Annotated in this window: 13 protein-coding genes; 3 read left to right on the plus strand and 10 right to left on the minus strand. The window is 68.0% G+C overall.

What is annotated here, in order from left to right; all coding sequences use genetic code 11:
* Nucleotides 1-1377 carry a DNA repair protein RadA gene (radA, locus tag BM031_RS02540; protein ID WP_091870681.1) on the minus strand — a complete coding sequence of 459 codons (1377 nt, stop codon included), beginning with the start codon at nucleotides 1375-1377 and terminating at the stop codon, nucleotides 1-3.
* Nucleotides 1370-2476 (minus strand): alanine racemase, encoded by a 1107-nt coding sequence (gene alr, locus BM031_RS02545; RefSeq protein WP_091870684.1) that lies wholly within the window; start codon nucleotides 2474-2476, stop codon nucleotides 1370-1372. Before alr ends, radA begins: the two co-directional genes overlap by 8 nt.
* Before the next feature lie 137 nt (nucleotides 2477-2613).
* Between alr and lplT the strand changes: the two genes are divergently transcribed.
* Nucleotides 2614-3876: a lysophospholipid transporter LplT gene (gene lplT, locus BM031_RS02550; RefSeq protein WP_091870687.1), complete on the plus strand. Its 1263-nt coding sequence runs from the start codon at nucleotides 2614-2616 to the stop codon at nucleotides 3874-3876.
* Between the two features lie 129 nt (nucleotides 3877-4005).
* Here the strand turns inward: lplT and BM031_RS02555 are convergent, their stop codons facing one another.
* Genes BM031_RS02555 through tsaB form a run of 4 tightly spaced genes read right to left on the minus strand, consistent with a single transcriptional unit; the run spans nucleotide 4006 to nucleotide 6968 of the window.
* Nucleotides 4006-4962, minus strand: coding sequence for a DUF1853 family protein (locus BM031_RS02555; protein ID WP_091870690.1), 957 nt, complete (start codon nucleotides 4960-4962; stop codon nucleotides 4006-4008).
* Entirely contained in the window at nucleotides 4946-5794 is an 849-nt protein-coding gene (locus BM031_RS02560; RefSeq protein ID WP_091870692.1) for a uracil-DNA glycosylase, read from the minus strand. The genes BM031_RS02555 and BM031_RS02560 overlap by 17 nt, the downstream gene beginning before the upstream one ends.
* Entirely contained in the window at nucleotides 5791-6261 is a 471-nt protein-coding gene (rimI, locus tag BM031_RS02565) for a ribosomal protein S18-alanine N-acetyltransferase (RefSeq protein WP_091870695.1), read from the minus strand. The genes BM031_RS02560 and rimI overlap by 4 nt, the downstream gene beginning before the upstream one ends.
* Complete coding sequence (gene tsaB / locus BM031_RS02570) at nucleotides 6258-6968, minus strand: tRNA (adenosine(37)-N6)-threonylcarbamoyltransferase complex dimerization subunit type 1 TsaB (protein ID WP_091870697.1); 711 nt, start codon at nucleotides 6966-6968, stop codon at nucleotides 6258-6260. Before tsaB ends, rimI begins: the two co-directional genes overlap by 4 nt.
* Nucleotides 6969-7037: 69 nt before the next feature.
* On the opposite strand from tsaB, the gene BM031_RS02575 reads away from it, so the two are divergent.
* Nucleotides 7038-7457, plus strand: coding sequence for a thioredoxin family protein (locus BM031_RS02575; protein WP_091870700.1), 420 nt, complete (start codon nucleotides 7038-7040; stop codon nucleotides 7455-7457).
* On the opposite strand, the gene BM031_RS02580 is transcribed toward BM031_RS02575, so the two are convergent.
* Nucleotides 7454-9775: a xanthine dehydrogenase family protein molybdopterin-binding subunit gene (locus BM031_RS02580; RefSeq protein ID WP_091870701.1), complete on the minus strand. Its 2322-nt coding sequence runs from the start codon at nucleotides 9773-9775 to the stop codon at nucleotides 7454-7456. The genes BM031_RS02575 and BM031_RS02580 overlap by 4 nt on opposite strands.
* Nucleotides 9747-12866, minus strand: coding sequence for a bifunctional diguanylate cyclase/phosphodiesterase (locus BM031_RS02585; RefSeq protein WP_502500395.1), 3120 nt, complete (start codon nucleotides 12864-12866; stop codon nucleotides 9747-9749). Before BM031_RS02585 ends, BM031_RS02580 begins: the two co-directional genes overlap by 29 nt.
* 231 nt (nucleotides 12867-13097) lie before the next feature.
* Here BM031_RS02585 and BM031_RS02590 point away from each other — a divergent pair, with 231 nt between their 5' ends.
* Entirely contained in the window at nucleotides 13098-13607 is a 510-nt protein-coding gene (locus tag BM031_RS02590; RefSeq protein WP_091870706.1) for a DUF1993 domain-containing protein, read from the plus strand.
* Nucleotides 13608-13632: 25 nt separating this feature from the next.
* Here the strand turns inward: BM031_RS02590 and BM031_RS02595 are convergent, their stop codons facing one another.
* Nucleotides 13633-13842, minus strand: a complete 210-nt coding sequence (locus BM031_RS02595; RefSeq protein WP_091870708.1) for a DUF1289 domain-containing protein — start codon at nucleotides 13840-13842, stop codon at nucleotides 13633-13635.
* Nucleotides 13826-14392: a DUF1415 domain-containing protein gene (locus tag BM031_RS02600; RefSeq protein WP_091870710.1), complete on the minus strand. Its 567-nt coding sequence runs from the start codon at nucleotides 14390-14392 to the stop codon at nucleotides 13826-13828. Before BM031_RS02600 ends, BM031_RS02595 begins: the two co-directional genes overlap by 17 nt.
* Nucleotides 14393-14613: the final 221 nt, after the last annotated feature.

A 14613-nucleotide genomic window follows, 5' to 3' on the forward strand; every position in this document is an offset into this window, starting at 1 on the left:
TCAGTCCAACTCGCGCAGCTTGGTGAAGGCTTCGTCGATACGCTCGACCGCGACGATGGTCATGCCTTCGATCTTCTGCTTCGGCACATTGGCCTTGGGGATCATGGCGATCGAGAAGCCGAGCTTGGCCGCTTCCTTCAGGCGCTCCTGGCCGCGCGGGGCCGGACGGATCTCGCCGGCCAGGCCGACTTCGCCGAACACCACCAGCCCGCGCGGCAGCGGCTTGCTGCGCATCGACGAATTTATCGCCAGCAGCACGGCCAGGTCGGCCGCCGGCTCGGTGATCTTGACGCCGCCCACCGCATTGATGAACACGTCCTGGTCGAAGGCGGCGATGCCGGCATGGCGGTGCAGCACCGCCAGCAGCATCGCCAGCCGGTTCTGCTCCAGGCCCACCGACAGGCGGCGCGCGTTGGGCAGGTGGCTGGCGTCGACCAGGGCCTGGATTTCCACCAGCAAGGGCCGCGTCCCCTCCTGCGTCACCATCACGCAGGAACCCGGCACCTGGTTGTCGTGCTGCGACAGGAACAGCGCCGACGGGTTGGACACCCCTTTCAGGCCTTTTTCGGTCATCGCGAACACGCCCAGCTCGTTCACCGCGCCGAAACGGTTCTTGATGGCGCGCACCAGGCGGAAGCTGCTCTGGGTGTCGCCCTCGAAGTAGAGCACGGTGTCGACGATGTGCTCGAGCACGCGCGGGCCGGCCAGTGCACCCTCCTTCGTCACGTGGCCCACCAGGATGATGGTCACGCCGGTCTGCTTGGCCAGGCGGGTGAGCTGGGCCGCGCATTCGCGCACCTGGGCCACCGAACCGGGGGCGGAGGTCAGCGCGTCGGAATACAGGGTCTGGATCGAGTCGATCACCGCCACTTCGGGCTTCAGGTCGGCCAGCGTGCCGAGGATTTTCTCGAGCTGGATCTCGGCCTGGAAGTTCAGGTCGGACGAATCGACCGACAGGCGGCGCGCGCGCAGCGCGATCTGGGCGCCGGATTCCTCGCCCGACACGTAGAGCGTGTTGCGGGTGGCGGCCAGGTTGGCCAGCGCCTGCAGCAGCAGGGTCGACTTGCCTATGCCGGGGTCGCCGCCGATCAGCACCACGCCGCCAGCCACCAGGCCGCCGCCCAGCACCCGGTCGAATTCCTCGATGCCGGTGCCGAAGCGCGGCACGTCGAGGGCGTCGATGTCCTTGAGCGAGAGCACCGGCGCGGTCTGGGCCAGGCTTTTATGCTGGGTCTGCGACATGCGGTTGACGCCGCCCGTCTCGACCACGGTTTCGACCAGCGTGTTCCAGGCCTTGCAGTCGGGGCACTGCCCGGCCCAGCGGCTGGTGGTGGCGCCGCACTCGCTGCAGGTGAAAGCGGTTCTTGCCTTAGCCATCGGTTCCCATTCTTCCTTCAAGTACGCGCACCCGGCCTGCCAGTGCGCACATCAGTTCATAGCCGATCGTGCCGGCGCTGTGCGCCACTTCGTCGATCGGCAGGCCGTCGCCCCACAGCAGCACCTTGCTGCCGATGCGCGCATTGCGGATCGGGGTGAGGTCGACCGTCATCATGTCCATCGAGACCCGCCCGACCAGGGTGGTGCGCACGCCGTCGACCACCACCGGGGTGCCGTGCGGCGCATGGCGCGGGTAGCCGTCGGCGTAACCGCAGGCCACCACCCCCACCGTCATCGGGCCGCTCGCTTCGAAGCGGCTGCCGTAGCCGACCGTGTCGCCGGCCTCGATCTGCTGGATGCCGATGATCTCGGAGCGCAGGGTCATGGTCGGGCGCAGGCCATAGTCCAGTGCGCTGCGCCCGCCCGGGGTGCCGCCGTAGAGCATGACGCCCGGTCGCACCCAGTCGTTGGCCAGGCTGTCGCCCAGTTCGGCCTGGTGCAGCACGCCGCCGGAATTGGACAGGCTGCGCTCGCCCGCCAGGTCGCCCGCGCCGAACTGGAAGCGGCGCACCTGCTCGGCGATGGTCAGCCGCGGGTGCTCCAGCTCGTCGGCATTGGCGAAGTGGGTCATGTGGGTGATGTTGCGCACGCCCGGGATGGCGCGCAGGCGCTGGTAGGCCGCCGCGTATTCGTCGGGCCGGAAGCCGAGCCGGTTCATCCCGGTATTCATCTTCAGGTGCACGTCGATCGGGCGGTAGAGCTGGGTGTATTCCAGCATCTTGACCTGCTCTATATTGTGGACCGCGCTATTAATATTGTGTTCGGCCAGCAGCGGCACATCGGATGGGTCGAAAAACCCCTCCAGCAGCAGGACCGGGCGGCTCCAGCCGGCCTCGCGCAGGCGCACTGCGTTCTCGAGCTCGATCAGGGCCAGGCCGTCGGCGCCGGCGAAGCCGCGCATGGCGCGCTCGAGGCCATGGCCGTAGGCGTTGGCCTTGACCACCGCCCATATCCTGGCATGCGGCGCGCATGCGCGGGCACGGGCCAGGTTGTGCTGCATCGAGTCGAGGTGAATGGTGGCGGAAAGCGGGCGTGGCATCGTCAAAACCGGCGGTTTTCGAAAGGGTCTATTTTACCGGACAGGGCAAAACCGCGTCGCTGACAAGGCGCGTTTTCTTTTGGAGCGCGACCCATTCATGGTATAAAGCAACTCGGACCAGCTTTTACTCTTTTAGAATGAACCGTGGTTTTTATACCATCATGGCGGCGCAGTTTTTCTCGTCGCTGGCAGACAATGCGCTCCTCTTTGTTGCGATCAGTCTGCTGACGTCGATGAATGCCCCGGCTTCGCTGACTCCGCTGCTGAAGCTTTCCTTCGTCCTCTTTTACGTGTTGCTGGCCGCCTTCGTGGGCGCCTTCGCCGATTCGCTGCCCAAGGGCCGCGTGATGTTCATCGCGAACATCGTCAAGGTGTTCGGCTGCGCGCTCATGTTCCTGTCGGTGCACCCGCTGCTGGCCTATGCCGTGGTGGGCTTCGGCGCAGCCGTCTATTCGCCGGCCAAGTACGGCATCCTGACCGAACTGCTGCCGCCTGAAAAACTCGTTCCCGCCAATGGCTGGATCGAAGGCCTGACCGTCATGTCGATCATCTTCGGCACCGTGATGGGCGGCACCCTGGTGAGCGAACGTGGCTCGGCCTGGCTCCTGAGTTTCGACTTGCCGGGCATTAGTACCGGCATCGACACCGGCGCCGAAGCGGCGATGGCGGTGGTGGTGGGCATCTACATCCTGGCCGCCCTGTTCAACCTGCGCATCCCCGACACCGGCGCGCGCTACGAGCACCAGGAGCGCAATCCTGCCAAGCTGATCGCCGACTTCGCCAACTGCTCGGCCACCCTGTGGCGCGACAAGCTGGGCCAGATTTCGCTGGCCGTGACGACCCTGTTCTGGGGCGCCGGCGCCACCTTGCAATTCATCGTGCTGAAATGGGCCGAGCGCTCGCTGCACATGCCGCTCGATAAAGCCACCAACCTGATCGGCGTGGTCGCCATCGGCGTGGCGCTGGGCGCGGTCATGGCGGCGCGCATGATTCCGCTGCGCAAATCGCTCACCGTGATCCCGCTCGGGATCATCATGGGCCTGGTGGTGTGCAGCATGGTGTTCGTGACCTCGGTGAACTTCGCCTACCCGCTGCTCACCCTCATCGGCTTCCTGTCGGGCTTCTTCGTGGTGCCAATGAACGCGCTGCTGCAGCACCGCGGCCACGTCTTGATGAGCGCGGGGCATTCGATCGCGGTGCAGAACTTCAACGAGAACCTGTCGATCCTGACCATGCTGGCCCTGTACGCCATCATGATCACCTTGAACCTGGACCTGGATATCATCGTGGTCATGTTCGGGCTGTCGGTGGCGGGCATCATGTACTTCATCGGACGCCGCCATGCGGCGAACCAGCGCGAGCACGATTCGCTGGCGCTGATCGGCGAGCACAAGCACTGATACACGGCGCGTATCACAGGGCCGCAAACTGAATGTTTTACGTATTACCGTAGGGTGGTCGGGTTCCCCGACCGCGCGTTCAAACAGTGCTTGCACCAGTTGAACGCGCGGTCGGCGGAGCCGACCACCCTACGTGACCATCCGCCTTGCCGCGGCGCGCTCGCGCCAGTCGTCCGGCACGATGAAGCCGCGCTCCACCTCTTCCACATAGCCCGGCCCTTCGCGCACCACAGCGACCAGCACCGGCGTGGAATTCGTTTCGAACTGCGCCGATAATTCCGCATGCAGCTGCGCGCGGTTCATTACCGCGGCCGAGGTGCTGCGAAACGGCGCCAGCCACTGCAGCTTGGGCAGCACGACAAAGGCGTCGCCGGCCAGCTGGCCGACTTCGGCCAGGGCGCACCAGAACCCGCGGCAATGCCCGGCGGCGATCCCGCGCATGGCCGGCCAGCTCCCGGCCGGATAGAACAGCCAGCCCTTGACCAGCGCCCGCGCCCGCGCGACGGGGCGCGGCAGCAGCGCCTGCGCGGCCGGATGCGCGCCCAGTTCGAGCTGGCGCTCGAACACCTTGCGCATCTTCAGGCCCAGGCTGTCGGCCAGGTTGGGGCCGACCAGGGCGCTGAGCTGCCAGTCCTGCGGCGACCTGCCCTCCCCGTCCAGCAGATAGAACTTGGTGGCCAATTCGATGTGCTCGAGCGCATCGGGTCCGTGCTCCAGCAGGAAGTCGAACTCGCCGACGGTGTCGTTGCGGTTGGCGCGCACCTGCAGGCCGTGGGCGACCAGGCGGCCGTGCTGCTGGTAGTAGAAAGCCATCAGCTTCTCGGCGTACAGGCCCAGGCGGGTGTAGACGCGCGGGCCGAGCGCTTCGTCGAGCGCGGCAGGATCGTGGTCGAGCGCGCCGAGCCAGGCGCTCAGTTCCGGGCTTGCGGGACCGGTGGAAGCGATGCGGCCCGCCCACTGCGGATCGGCCGCGTCGAGCAGGTCGGGGGCGTCGAGCAGCCAGGCCAGCGCGCGCACCCGCGGGCGCCGCAGCTGGCCCCAGCGGCGGTGGAAGCCTTGCTGGTAGCTTTCAGCCCGCGTGTCCATCGAGCGCCCTGGCGCGGCACAGGTCGGCCCATGCGAGGGCCTTGTCATGGCCACGCTGCAGCAGCTCGGCCGGGTGCAAGGTCGCCACCATCGGCACGTCGCCCAGGCGATGCACGGCGCCGCGCGAACCGGCCAGCGGCTCCGCGAGCGGCTGGCCGAGCAGGCCGTTGGCCGCCACCTGGCCCATGGTCAGCACCACCCCGGCGCCGGTGAGCGCGCGTTCGCGCTCCAGGAAGGGACGGCAGGCCGCCGCTTCCTCGGCGGTGGGCGCACGGTCGCCGCCCTTGGCGTTGACGGGACGGCACTTGACCAGGGACGTGACATACACGTCCGTTTCGCGCGACATGCCGACCGCGGCCAGCATATTGTCGAGCAGCTTGCCCGGCTCGCCGGTCATCGGCTGGCCGGCCTTTTCGTCGGCCGCACTGGCGGTGCCGGCGGCGACCAGCCAGCGCGCCTGGCGCGCGCCGGCGCCCAGCACCGGCTTACGGCCTTCGCTGCAGGCGCTGCAGTGCTTGCAAGTGGCGATCGCCAGGCGCAGGCCGGCCCAGTCGAGGGTGGAGACGTCGACCTGTTCCGGCGCGGGCTCGGCGCCCCATGCGCTGTTGTCGTTCACGGGCGGCGTCCAGGCGGGCTTCACCACGCGCTCGGCGACCTGGCGCGGCATGGGCGGCGGCGCCAGCGGCTGCGGCGCGGCTGCCGGGGTTTCCGGCGCGGCGGCTTCAGGGATGTCAGCCTGCGTTGCGGCATCCGCTACCGCGCGCAGCTTCCACAGCGGCCCGATCCCCATCTCGGCCAGGAAGGCCGCGTCGCGCTCGCTCAACCGGTTCACAGGGCGATCCTCATCACGATGGCATCCTCGCGCTGCCCGGCATGCGCCGGATAATAGCCCTTGCGGCGCCCGATCTCGCGGTACCCATAGCGGCGGTAGACCTCGAGCGCACGTTCATTGGTCGGGCGCACTTCGAGCAGGATCGATTCCATGCCCTGCGATTTCGCGCGCGCGCCAATCCGGTCGAGCAGGTGGCGCCCGAGTCCCTGGCGCTGGCTGCCGGCCGCCACGGCCACGTCGAGCAAGTGGGCTTCATCGACCGCGTACATCAGCAGGTAATAGGCAGCCAGCGCGCCCTGCGCATCGCGCGCCACCCAGGCGTCGTAGCCGCTGGCAAGCGAATCGGAAAAATTGGCGCGGCTCCAGGGGTGCGGAAAGACGCTGCATTCGAGCGCATGCACCTCGTCGACGTCGCCCGCCGTCATCGGCGCGAACGTGAGCTGGGCGGTCGCGTTGAGTACCGTCATGCCCCGGCCTTCGCGGCATTGATCACCTGGCGCTCGGCGCTGGTATAGGCGACCTTGTTGCGCAGGTAGAGCGGCTGGGCCTGGGCCGCCGGCACGGCCAGCCCCGCGGCCAGCGCCGCGACGCCCAGCAGCGCCAGTTCGCGCGCATGCGGCAGGATGTCGCCGATGGCGCCGGCCGCGAAGGCCTTGCCGGCAAACGCTTCCGGATAGACGGCGAAGCCGTTGCCGCAGGCTGCCAGGCCTTCGGCCGCGAGCGGCTCAAGAGCGTCCGGCGCGCACAATGCGGGCGGCGAGACCTCGATCCAGTGACCGCCTTGATACCGGTACTGCGCCCAGTACACCTCGTTCATGCGCGCGTCGAGCACCGCCAGCACGTCCAGCGCGCCGGTGCGCGCGCGGCAGGCCTCGGCCATCGCCGCCAGGGTCACCAGCGGCAGCACCGGCAGGCCCGCGCCGAAGGCCAGGCCCTGGGCCACGCCGCAGGCGGTGCGCACGCCGGTAAACGAACCGGGACCGGCGCCGAAGGCGATGGCGTCGACATCGGCCAGCTTGACACCGGCTTCGCGCAGCAGCTCCTGCACCATCGGCAGGATGGCTTGCGAATGGGTGCGCACACCGGAAGTGGAACGAGAAATCACGTGGTCGCCGGCCAGCAGCGCGCAGGAGGCGAGCTCGGACGAAGTTTCAATGGCGAGGATGGTAGGCATGCCGCTATTTTACCCGCTCGGCGGGCCCCGATCCACGCCGCCTGCCCGAAGCGAGGTAAAATCCGGCTCATGCAAAGTCTGACCCTGGATTCCACCAACCGCGACGACGTCGCCAGCGCCATGCAGGGCGACGCCCTGACGGTCGCCTGCCTGTGCGCCGCCTGGTGCGGCACCTGCTCGACCTACCGCGCCACCTTCGAAGAGCTGGCCATGCGCCACCCGGACAAGACCTTCGTGTGGATCGACATCGAAGACCAGTCCGACATCGTGGGCGACCTCGACGTCGACAACTTCCCGACCCTCCTGGTGCAGCGCGGCGATACGGTGGCGTTCTTCGGCACCGTGCTGCCCGACGGCGCCGTGGCCGAGCGCCTGGTGCAGGCGCAGGCGGCCCAGGCGCCGGACGAGATGGCGCGCTGGGCCAGTTCCAGCGAAGAGCGGCGCGGCTGGCAGCGCGACTGCAACCTGCGCGCGCTGCTGGCAGCCTAAGCCAGCCGCAAAGGCAGGCTGCGCAGCCGCTGCCCGGTGAGCGTGAACACCGCGGCCGCCACCGCCGGCGCGATCGGCGGCACCGTCGCTTCGCCCACGCCTTCCGGATGCGCGGCGCTCGGCATGATGATGGTCTCCACTTCGGGCGCCTGGGCCATCCTGAGCACCGGGTAGTCGCCGAAATTCGACTGCTGCACGCGCCCATCCCTGAGCGTGATCTCCCCATGCAGCGCCGCCGACAGGCCGAACACCACCCCTGACTCCACCTGCTGGGCCACGATGTTCGGGTTCACCACCAGGCCGCAGTCGATCGCGCACACCACCCGGTGCACGCGGATCTCCTTGCCCGCCACCGACACTTCGGCCACCTGGGCCACCGTGCTGCCGAAGGAGCGGTGCAGCGCCACGCCGTGGGCCCGGCCCGGCGCCGGCTGCCCGGCCCGTGCGACTGCCGCATCGAGCACCGCCAGCGCGCGCGGCTGCCCGGCCAGCAGCGCGCGCCGCAAGGCGACGCCATCGCGCTTGCCGGCATGCGCCACCTCGTCCAGGAAGCCCTCCTTGAAGAAGGCGTTGTGCGAGTGGCCCACCGAGCGGAAGTAACCCAGCGGCACCGGGCTGTCGACGATCACGTGTTCGATGCGCTGGTTCGCGATGTCGTACTGCATGTCGTACTCGCCCTCGGCGGTGGTGCGGTCCGGCCCCACGCCGGGCAAGCCGAGGTTGCGCGGAAAATACTGGTGGCCGATGGCGCCGCCGGCCGACTTGTTGTCCCAGGCCAGGATGTTCCCATCGGCGTCGAGGTGGGCGCGAAAGCGCGCCAGCGCGGCCGGGCGGTAGACGTCGTGCGTGGTGTCGTCTTCGCGGGTCCAGACCAGCTGCACCGGCTTGCCGCCTGCCGCCATGGCGATGGCGACGGCCTGGGCCACCATGTCGGCCTCCAGCCGGCGGCCAAAACCGCCGCCCAGCAGCATCACCTCGATCGCCACGTCCTCGCGCGCCACGCCGGCCACGCGCGCGGCCACGTCCACCGCGATGCTCGGCACCTGGGTCGAGGCCCATAGCCGCACCTTGCCGTTTGCTACCTGCGCGGTGCAGTTCACCGGTTCCAGCGCCGCATGCGCCAGGTAGGGCGCGCGGTACTCGGCCGTGATGGACAGCGCCACCCCGGCCACGTCCTGGGTGCCGCTCTCGTGGTAGACGTAGCCGCTGTCCTCGTCCAGCGCCCGCGCGAACTCGCCGAACACCGCTTCGCTCGACAGGCGCGCCGCCGCGCCTTCGTTCCAGGTGACGGGCAGCGCCTGCGCCGCCTGGCGCGCCTGCCACCAGCTGGACGCCAGCACCGCCACGCCGGCGCCGGCGCCGCTGCGCTCGCCGGGAACGCCAGGGACCGGCACCACCTGCAGCACGCCCGGCATCGACGCCACCGCGGCCGCGTCAAACGACGCCACCGCCCCGCCGATCACCGGCGACATCTTCACCGCCGCATACACCATGCCGGGAATGCGCGCGTCGATGCCGAAACGCGCGCTGCCGTCCGACTTGGCGCGGCTGTCCAGGCGCGGCGCGGGCTGGCCGATCAGACGGAACTGGCCCGGCTGTTTCAGGCGTACATCCGCGCTGTCGATGCCGGCGCCCACCCGGGCCGCCTGCGCCGCCAGCGCGCCATAGCCCGCGCGCCGTCCGTCCGGATGCAGCACGAAGCCGTCCCGGGTCGCCAGCCGGGCCACCGGTGTGTTCCATGCTTCGCCCGCCGCCTTGAGCAGCATGGCGCGCGCCACCGCGCCCGCTTCGCGCATCGGCGCCCAGGCATCTTTCACACTGGTGGAGCCGCCGGTAAACATGATGCCCAGCTCGCGCCCGATCTTGGCCAGCATCCACTGCGCGCCCTGGCGCAGCGCGCCCGTGTCATCGGGATGGAAAGGAAGGTTCTCGCGCAGCACCGTGATGTTGGCGAAGATCTTGTCGATCGGGGCCTGCAGCACGCGCACCGAGGCCAGCGCCACGTCGAGTTCTTCGGCCACCAGCATCGGCAGCGCGGTATGCACGCCCTGCCCCATTTCGCTGCGCGGCACCACCACCGACACCGTGCCGTCCGGCGCGATGGCGATCCAGCCGTTGAGGGCAACCGTACCCGCATCGACCGGCAGCGGCGCGGCCGTGTGCAGGCGCTGGCGCGGCGGCTGGGCGCCCCAACCCACCAGCAGGGCGCCGCCGGCCAGCACGCCACCCAAAAGAAAACGGCGCCGTGAGACGCCGCTGCGTGGGGGCGCGTCCTGCGCCGGTGCTTCGTCAGCCTGGGACGGTTGTTCCAGCCTCATGTTCATCGTGTCCTTGTCCCCACTGTGCCAATAGGTCGTCCGGCGCCACCGGCCGGCTGTACAGGTAGCCCTGCGCGTGGCGGCAGCCGTGCCGCAGCAGGAAGGCCGCCTGTTCTTCGTTTTCCACGCCTTCCGCCACCACCGACAAGTTCAGGCTCTTGCCGAGCTGGATGATCGCCACCGCGATCGCCTCGTCGTTGGCGTCGGTCGAGATATCCTGGATGAAGCTGCGGTCGATCTTCAGGGTCTGCACCGGCAGCTGGCTCAGGTAGGCCAGCGACGAGTAGCCGGTGCCGAAGTCGTCGATCGCCAGTCCCACGCCGACCGCGCGCAGGTCGTTCACGTAGCCCAGCGCGTCGCCGGTATTCATGATCACCGACTCGGTCACTTCGAGCTGCAGGCGCTGCGCTTCCAGCCCGGCTTCCTGCAGCACCGAGGCCACCATCGGCGCGATGCTGCCGCGCTCGAACTGGCGCACCGACAGGTTGACCGCCATCTTGGGCACCCGCAGCCCGGCCGTATCCCAGCATATCATCTGGCGGCAGGCCTCGGCCAGTACCCACTGGCCCAGCTGGCTGATGAAGCCCGTGTCTTCCGCCACCGGGATGAAGCGCACCGGTGCTACCTGCCCCAGCTCCGGGTTGTGCCAGCGCACCAGCGCTTCCACGCCGATCAGCTGGCGGGTGGCGATGTCGACCTGCGGCTGGTAGTGCAGGTAGATCTCGTTCTTCTCGATCGCGCGCCGCAGCAGCGCTTCGAGCCGCAGGCGCTCCAGGCCTTCGCCGCTCATCGACGCGGCATAGAACTGGTAGCCGTTGCGGCCGCGCGCCTTGGCCTGGTACATGGCCACGTCGGCATTCCGGACCAGCATGTTCAGGTCCGTGGCGTCCTGCGGGAACAGGCTCACGCCAACGCTGCCGGTGACGAACAGCTCGTAGCCCGACACCGTAAACGGCTGCTCGAACAGCTTGACCAGCTTGTCGGCCACATGGGCCGTGCCCGAGGCGCCGTTGACGCCTTCGAGCAGCACGATGAACTCGTCGCCGCCCAGGCGCGCCAGCGTGTCGTCCTCGCGCAGGCAGCCGGCAAGGGCCGCGGCCACCTGCTTGAGCAGCTCGTCGCCGACATGGTGGCCGAGCGTGTCGTTGACGTTCTTGAAGCGGTCCAGGTCGATGAACAGCACCGCCAGCTGGGCTGTTTCGCGCGCCGCGCGCACCATGGCGTGCTGCAGGCGGTCGTGGAACAGCAGCCGGTTCGGCAGCGCGGTGAGCGGGTCGTGGTGGGCCAGGTGGTCGAGCTTGTCCTGCGATTCCTTGACCTTGGTGATGTCGCTGAACACGCACACGTAGTGGGTGACCGCATCGTCGTCGTCGCGCACGGCGGACACCGTGAGCGACTCCAGGTAGACCTCGCCGTTCTTGCGGGTTTCCCACAGCTCGCCGCGCCAGAAGCCGGCGTCGAGCAGGTCGCGCCACAGGCCTTGCGACTGCGCCTCGTCGCGCAGGGTGGCGCGGGTCAGGCTCGAATGCTGGCCGACGGCCTCGATTTCGGTATAGCCGGTGATCTGGGTGAAGGCCGGGTTGGTGGCGACGATGCGCCCGCCCACGTCGAGCACCATGACGCCGTCGGCGATGTGTTCGAGCACGGTGGCGGACAGGCGCAGCTTTTCCTCGGCCAGCTTGCGCTCGGTGATATCGGCGAACACCCAGATGCTGCCCTCGTGCGGGCGCGCGGCGTCGAGCGCGCAGCCGCTCACCAGCAGCCAGATCAGCGAGCCGTCGCGCCGCCGCAGCTGCAGTTCTTCGCCGGTGTCGGGCCCGGCGGCGATCTTCGGGTAGCGCTCGGCCCACAGGCGCTCGAAGGCGGCGCGGGTGGGGAACAGGATCTCGGTGGAGCTGCCGGCCATCTCGCCGTCGCCGTAGCCGAACAGCTCTTCGCCGCGGCGGTTGGCCGAGACGATGCGGCGCTCGCGGATGAACAGCACGCCGAACATGACGTTGTCGAGGATCGCGCCCTGTTCGTTGAGCAGCGCTTCGATGCGCATCTCGTCGTGCTTGCGCTCGCTGATGTCGTAGATGATGCCGTCGACGCGGAAATCGGGGCTGCCCCACTCGCCCTGGGGCTGGCCGCTCTCGAGCACCCAGCGCTCGATGCCGCCGGCGTCGACGATCCGGTATTCGACTTCATAGGGAATGCCCGACACCAGCGCATCCTTGGCCACGTGGCGCTGCATGCGCCGGTCTTCCGGATGGATGATGTTGGACCAGTCGTCGGTGGTGGCCAGCATGAAGCGCTCGGCCGGGAAGCCCGAGATTTCCTCGATGGCGTCGCTGACGAAGTCGATGTGGCCGCCCGGGCGGGCGCGGAACACGGCGCCCGGCACTTGCGTGACAATGGTGCGGAACTGCTCTTCGCGCCGGGCGATGTCGGCGAACAGCTGGCCGATCGCCATCCGCATGCCTTCCATCTGGCCACCCAGGCGTCCGAGTTCGTCGTCGGCCTGCAAGGCCAGCGGGGTATCGAAGTCGCCGCGCGCGAGCCGGTCGGAAAATCCGGTGAGGGTACGCAGCGGCGAGAGCAGGCGGCGCCGGATCAGGAGGCCAATGAGCAGCAGCGACACCCCCAACTGGATTGCCAGCACCAGCACGTAGTTGCGCTGCTTGGCGCGCAGCGCCTGCTGGTAATAATAGTCGCCCATTTCGATCGCCACGTGGCCGATGGCCTGGCCGCGCACCACGATGTCGCGTTCGGCGCGGTAGGCGCGCGTGCCCGGCGGCAGCAGCGCGCGCCGGTTGATGACTTCAAGCTGCGACAGGCCGCGCACCTCGATATGCACCACCGCCGGGTCGCGCATGAAGGAATCGACCAGCGAACGCGCCGCATCCAGGTTCATGTCCCACAGCGATTCCTGGATGCCCAGGGCCAGGATGTCGGCATTGCGCTGCAGCGCGTCATTCAGGGTGCGGGCGGTGGCTTCACGCTCCTGCACCCCGATCAGGAAGTAGCCGCCGACCATCGCCGGCACCGCCAGCCCGCCGAACACCACCAGCAGCAGCGCCCCGTGGATCGAGCGGCCGTACAGCTTGCGCAAGCGGGCCGGTAATCCGCGTAGTGGTGATCGTGGCAGGGGCATGGGGTGCGGCCATGCCCCCGGCTTGCAGCGGGGCACACAGCCATTACGGGTGGCAATGGAATTGCCCCGATTATGCATGGTAGATTGTCACAAGTCAGCAAATTGAACGCGGCAGGCGCCGCTATTTTTACGGGTGTCGGCAGGACGCGACAAGACTTGTTATGATTGAATCTTTCAGAGGAGTAACAGATGAGCCTGTCAATGTATTCCGCCTCGGTGCCGGTGTTCCGCAAAATGCTGGGCAGCCTGGCCGCGGTGCTGGAAAAAGCCGAAACCCACGCGCTGGAACGCAAGATCGAACCGGCGGCCCTGCTGCAGGCGCGCCTGTTCCCGGACATGTTCCCTCTTATTAAGCAGGTACAGATCGCGACCGACTTCGCCAAGGGCGCCAGCGCCCGCCTGGCCGGCGCCGACGCCCCGCGCTACGAGGACAACGAGCAGACCTTCGCCGAGCTACAGCAGCGCATTACGAAGACGCTGGGCTATATCGAGACGCTGGCGCAGGAAGCGATCGACGCGTCCGGCGAGCGGCCGGTGACCCACGGCGCCGGCGAGCGCGCGCGCCACTTCGAACGGGGCGACGACTACCTGACCGGGTTTGTGCTGCCGAATTTCATGTTCCACGTGACAACGGCATACGCGATCCTGCGGCACAACGGCGTACCGCTGGGCAAGCGCGATTTTTTGGGGATTTCGTAACGCGCGGGCGGCATAGCCGCCCACCCTACGTATTTCGCCGCGGATAACCCTCCGACAGGATGCGCACCCACACGCGCTCCTTGTCCGCGGCGCTCATCGACACCCAGTGCGCCACCTCGGCCACGGTCCGCCCGCAGCCGCGGCACACATCGTCAAAGGTGGTCGAGCACACCGCCACGCAGGGCGTGTCCGGCCGCTCGGGCGGCGCGCCGCCCGCTTCAGGCCGGGCCGACATCGAGCTTGTCCCAACCTTCGTGGCCGAGCTTTTCCATCGTCTCGATATTCTTCTCGAAGATCTCGGCCGCTTCCGGGAAGGCCTCGACCGCACGGTCGATGCTGTCTTCGCGCAGCAGGTGCAGGATCGGGTAAGGCGCGCGGTTGGTGTAGTTGGTGATGTCGTTGGGATCGGTATCGGCGAACTGGTATTCGGGGTGGAAACTTGCAACTTGCAGTTCGCCGTCCAGCTGCATGTCTTCCACGGCGGCGTCGGCCACGTCCAGGAATTCGTTGTAGTCCTCGAATTCGCCCAGCACGAAGGGGTGGATCAGCAGGGTCGTGTCGATCTCCTCGCTTGGGGTGTCGGACAGGCGCTGCAGTTCGTCCATGAGCTGCTCGAGCAGCGCTTCGGGCGTGGTCGCGTTCGACACGACGTAGCGCACCTGCTCCTTGACATAGACCGACTTGGCAAAGGGACAGAGGTTCAGGCCGATGACGGCCCGCTCCAGCCATGCGCGGGTGGCGGCGATGACCTGGTCATCGTCGGCGTTCAGGTTTGCAGTACTCATGTTAACGACTCATCAAAAAACGCGGGAAGCGAAAGCCGGATTGTACGCACTCTTTGCGTGCCCTCATAGATGGAGCGCCCCTGGGCGTTAGTCTACGCAGGAAACGGCCCGGTTCCGCCCCGGCTCCCATCAGCGACGTGCTTCTGTGCGATATTGCTGCCATCTCGCCCGCATTTCACGGCATGTTCTGTTTTCATGTTGTCAATTTTCAGAATTGAAGC

Source organism: Massilia yuzhufengensis (assembly GCF_900112225.1).
GTDB classification, from domain to species: domain Bacteria; phylum Pseudomonadota; class Gammaproteobacteria; order Burkholderiales; family Burkholderiaceae_D; genus Telluria; species Telluria yuzhufengensis.

Bases quoted from the DNA above. Each gene is read 5' to 3' on its own strand.
- radA (WP_091870681.1), bottom strand. From the start codon at position 1,377: ATGGCTAAGGCAAGAACCGCTTTCACCTGCAGCGAGTGCGGCGCCACC.
- alr (WP_091870684.1), bottom strand. From the start codon at position 2,476: ATGCCACGCCCGCTTTCCGCCACCATTCACCTCGACTCGATGCAGCAC.
- lplT (WP_091870687.1), top strand. From the start codon at position 2,614: ATGAACCGTGGTTTTTATACCATCATGGCGGCGCAGTTTTTCTCGTCG.
- BM031_RS02555 (WP_091870690.1), bottom strand. From the start codon at position 4,962: ATGGACACGCGGGCTGAAAGCTACCAGCAAGGCTTCCACCGCCGCTGG.
- rimI (WP_091870695.1), bottom strand. From the start codon at position 6,261: ATGACGGTACTCAACGCGACCGCCCAGCTCACGTTCGCGCCGATGACG.
- tsaB (WP_091870697.1), bottom strand. From the start codon at position 6,968: ATGCCTACCATCCTCGCCATTGAAACTTCGTCCGAGCTCGCCTCCTGC.
- BM031_RS02575 (WP_091870700.1), top strand. From the start codon at position 7,038: ATGCAAAGTCTGACCCTGGATTCCACCAACCGCGACGACGTCGCCAGC.
- BM031_RS02580 (WP_091870701.1), bottom strand. From the start codon at position 9,775: ATGAGGCTGGAACAACCGTCCCAGGCTGACGAAGCACCGGCGCAGGAC.
- BM031_RS02590 (WP_091870706.1), top strand. From the start codon at position 13,098: ATGAGCCTGTCAATGTATTCCGCCTCGGTGCCGGTGTTCCGCAAAATG.
- BM031_RS02595 (WP_091870708.1), bottom strand. From the start codon at position 13,842: ATGTCGGCCCGGCCTGAAGCGGGCGGCGCGCCGCCCGAGCGGCCGGAC.
- BM031_RS02600 (WP_091870710.1), bottom strand. From the start codon at position 14,392: ATGAGTACTGCAAACCTGAACGCCGACGATGACCAGGTCATCGCCGCC.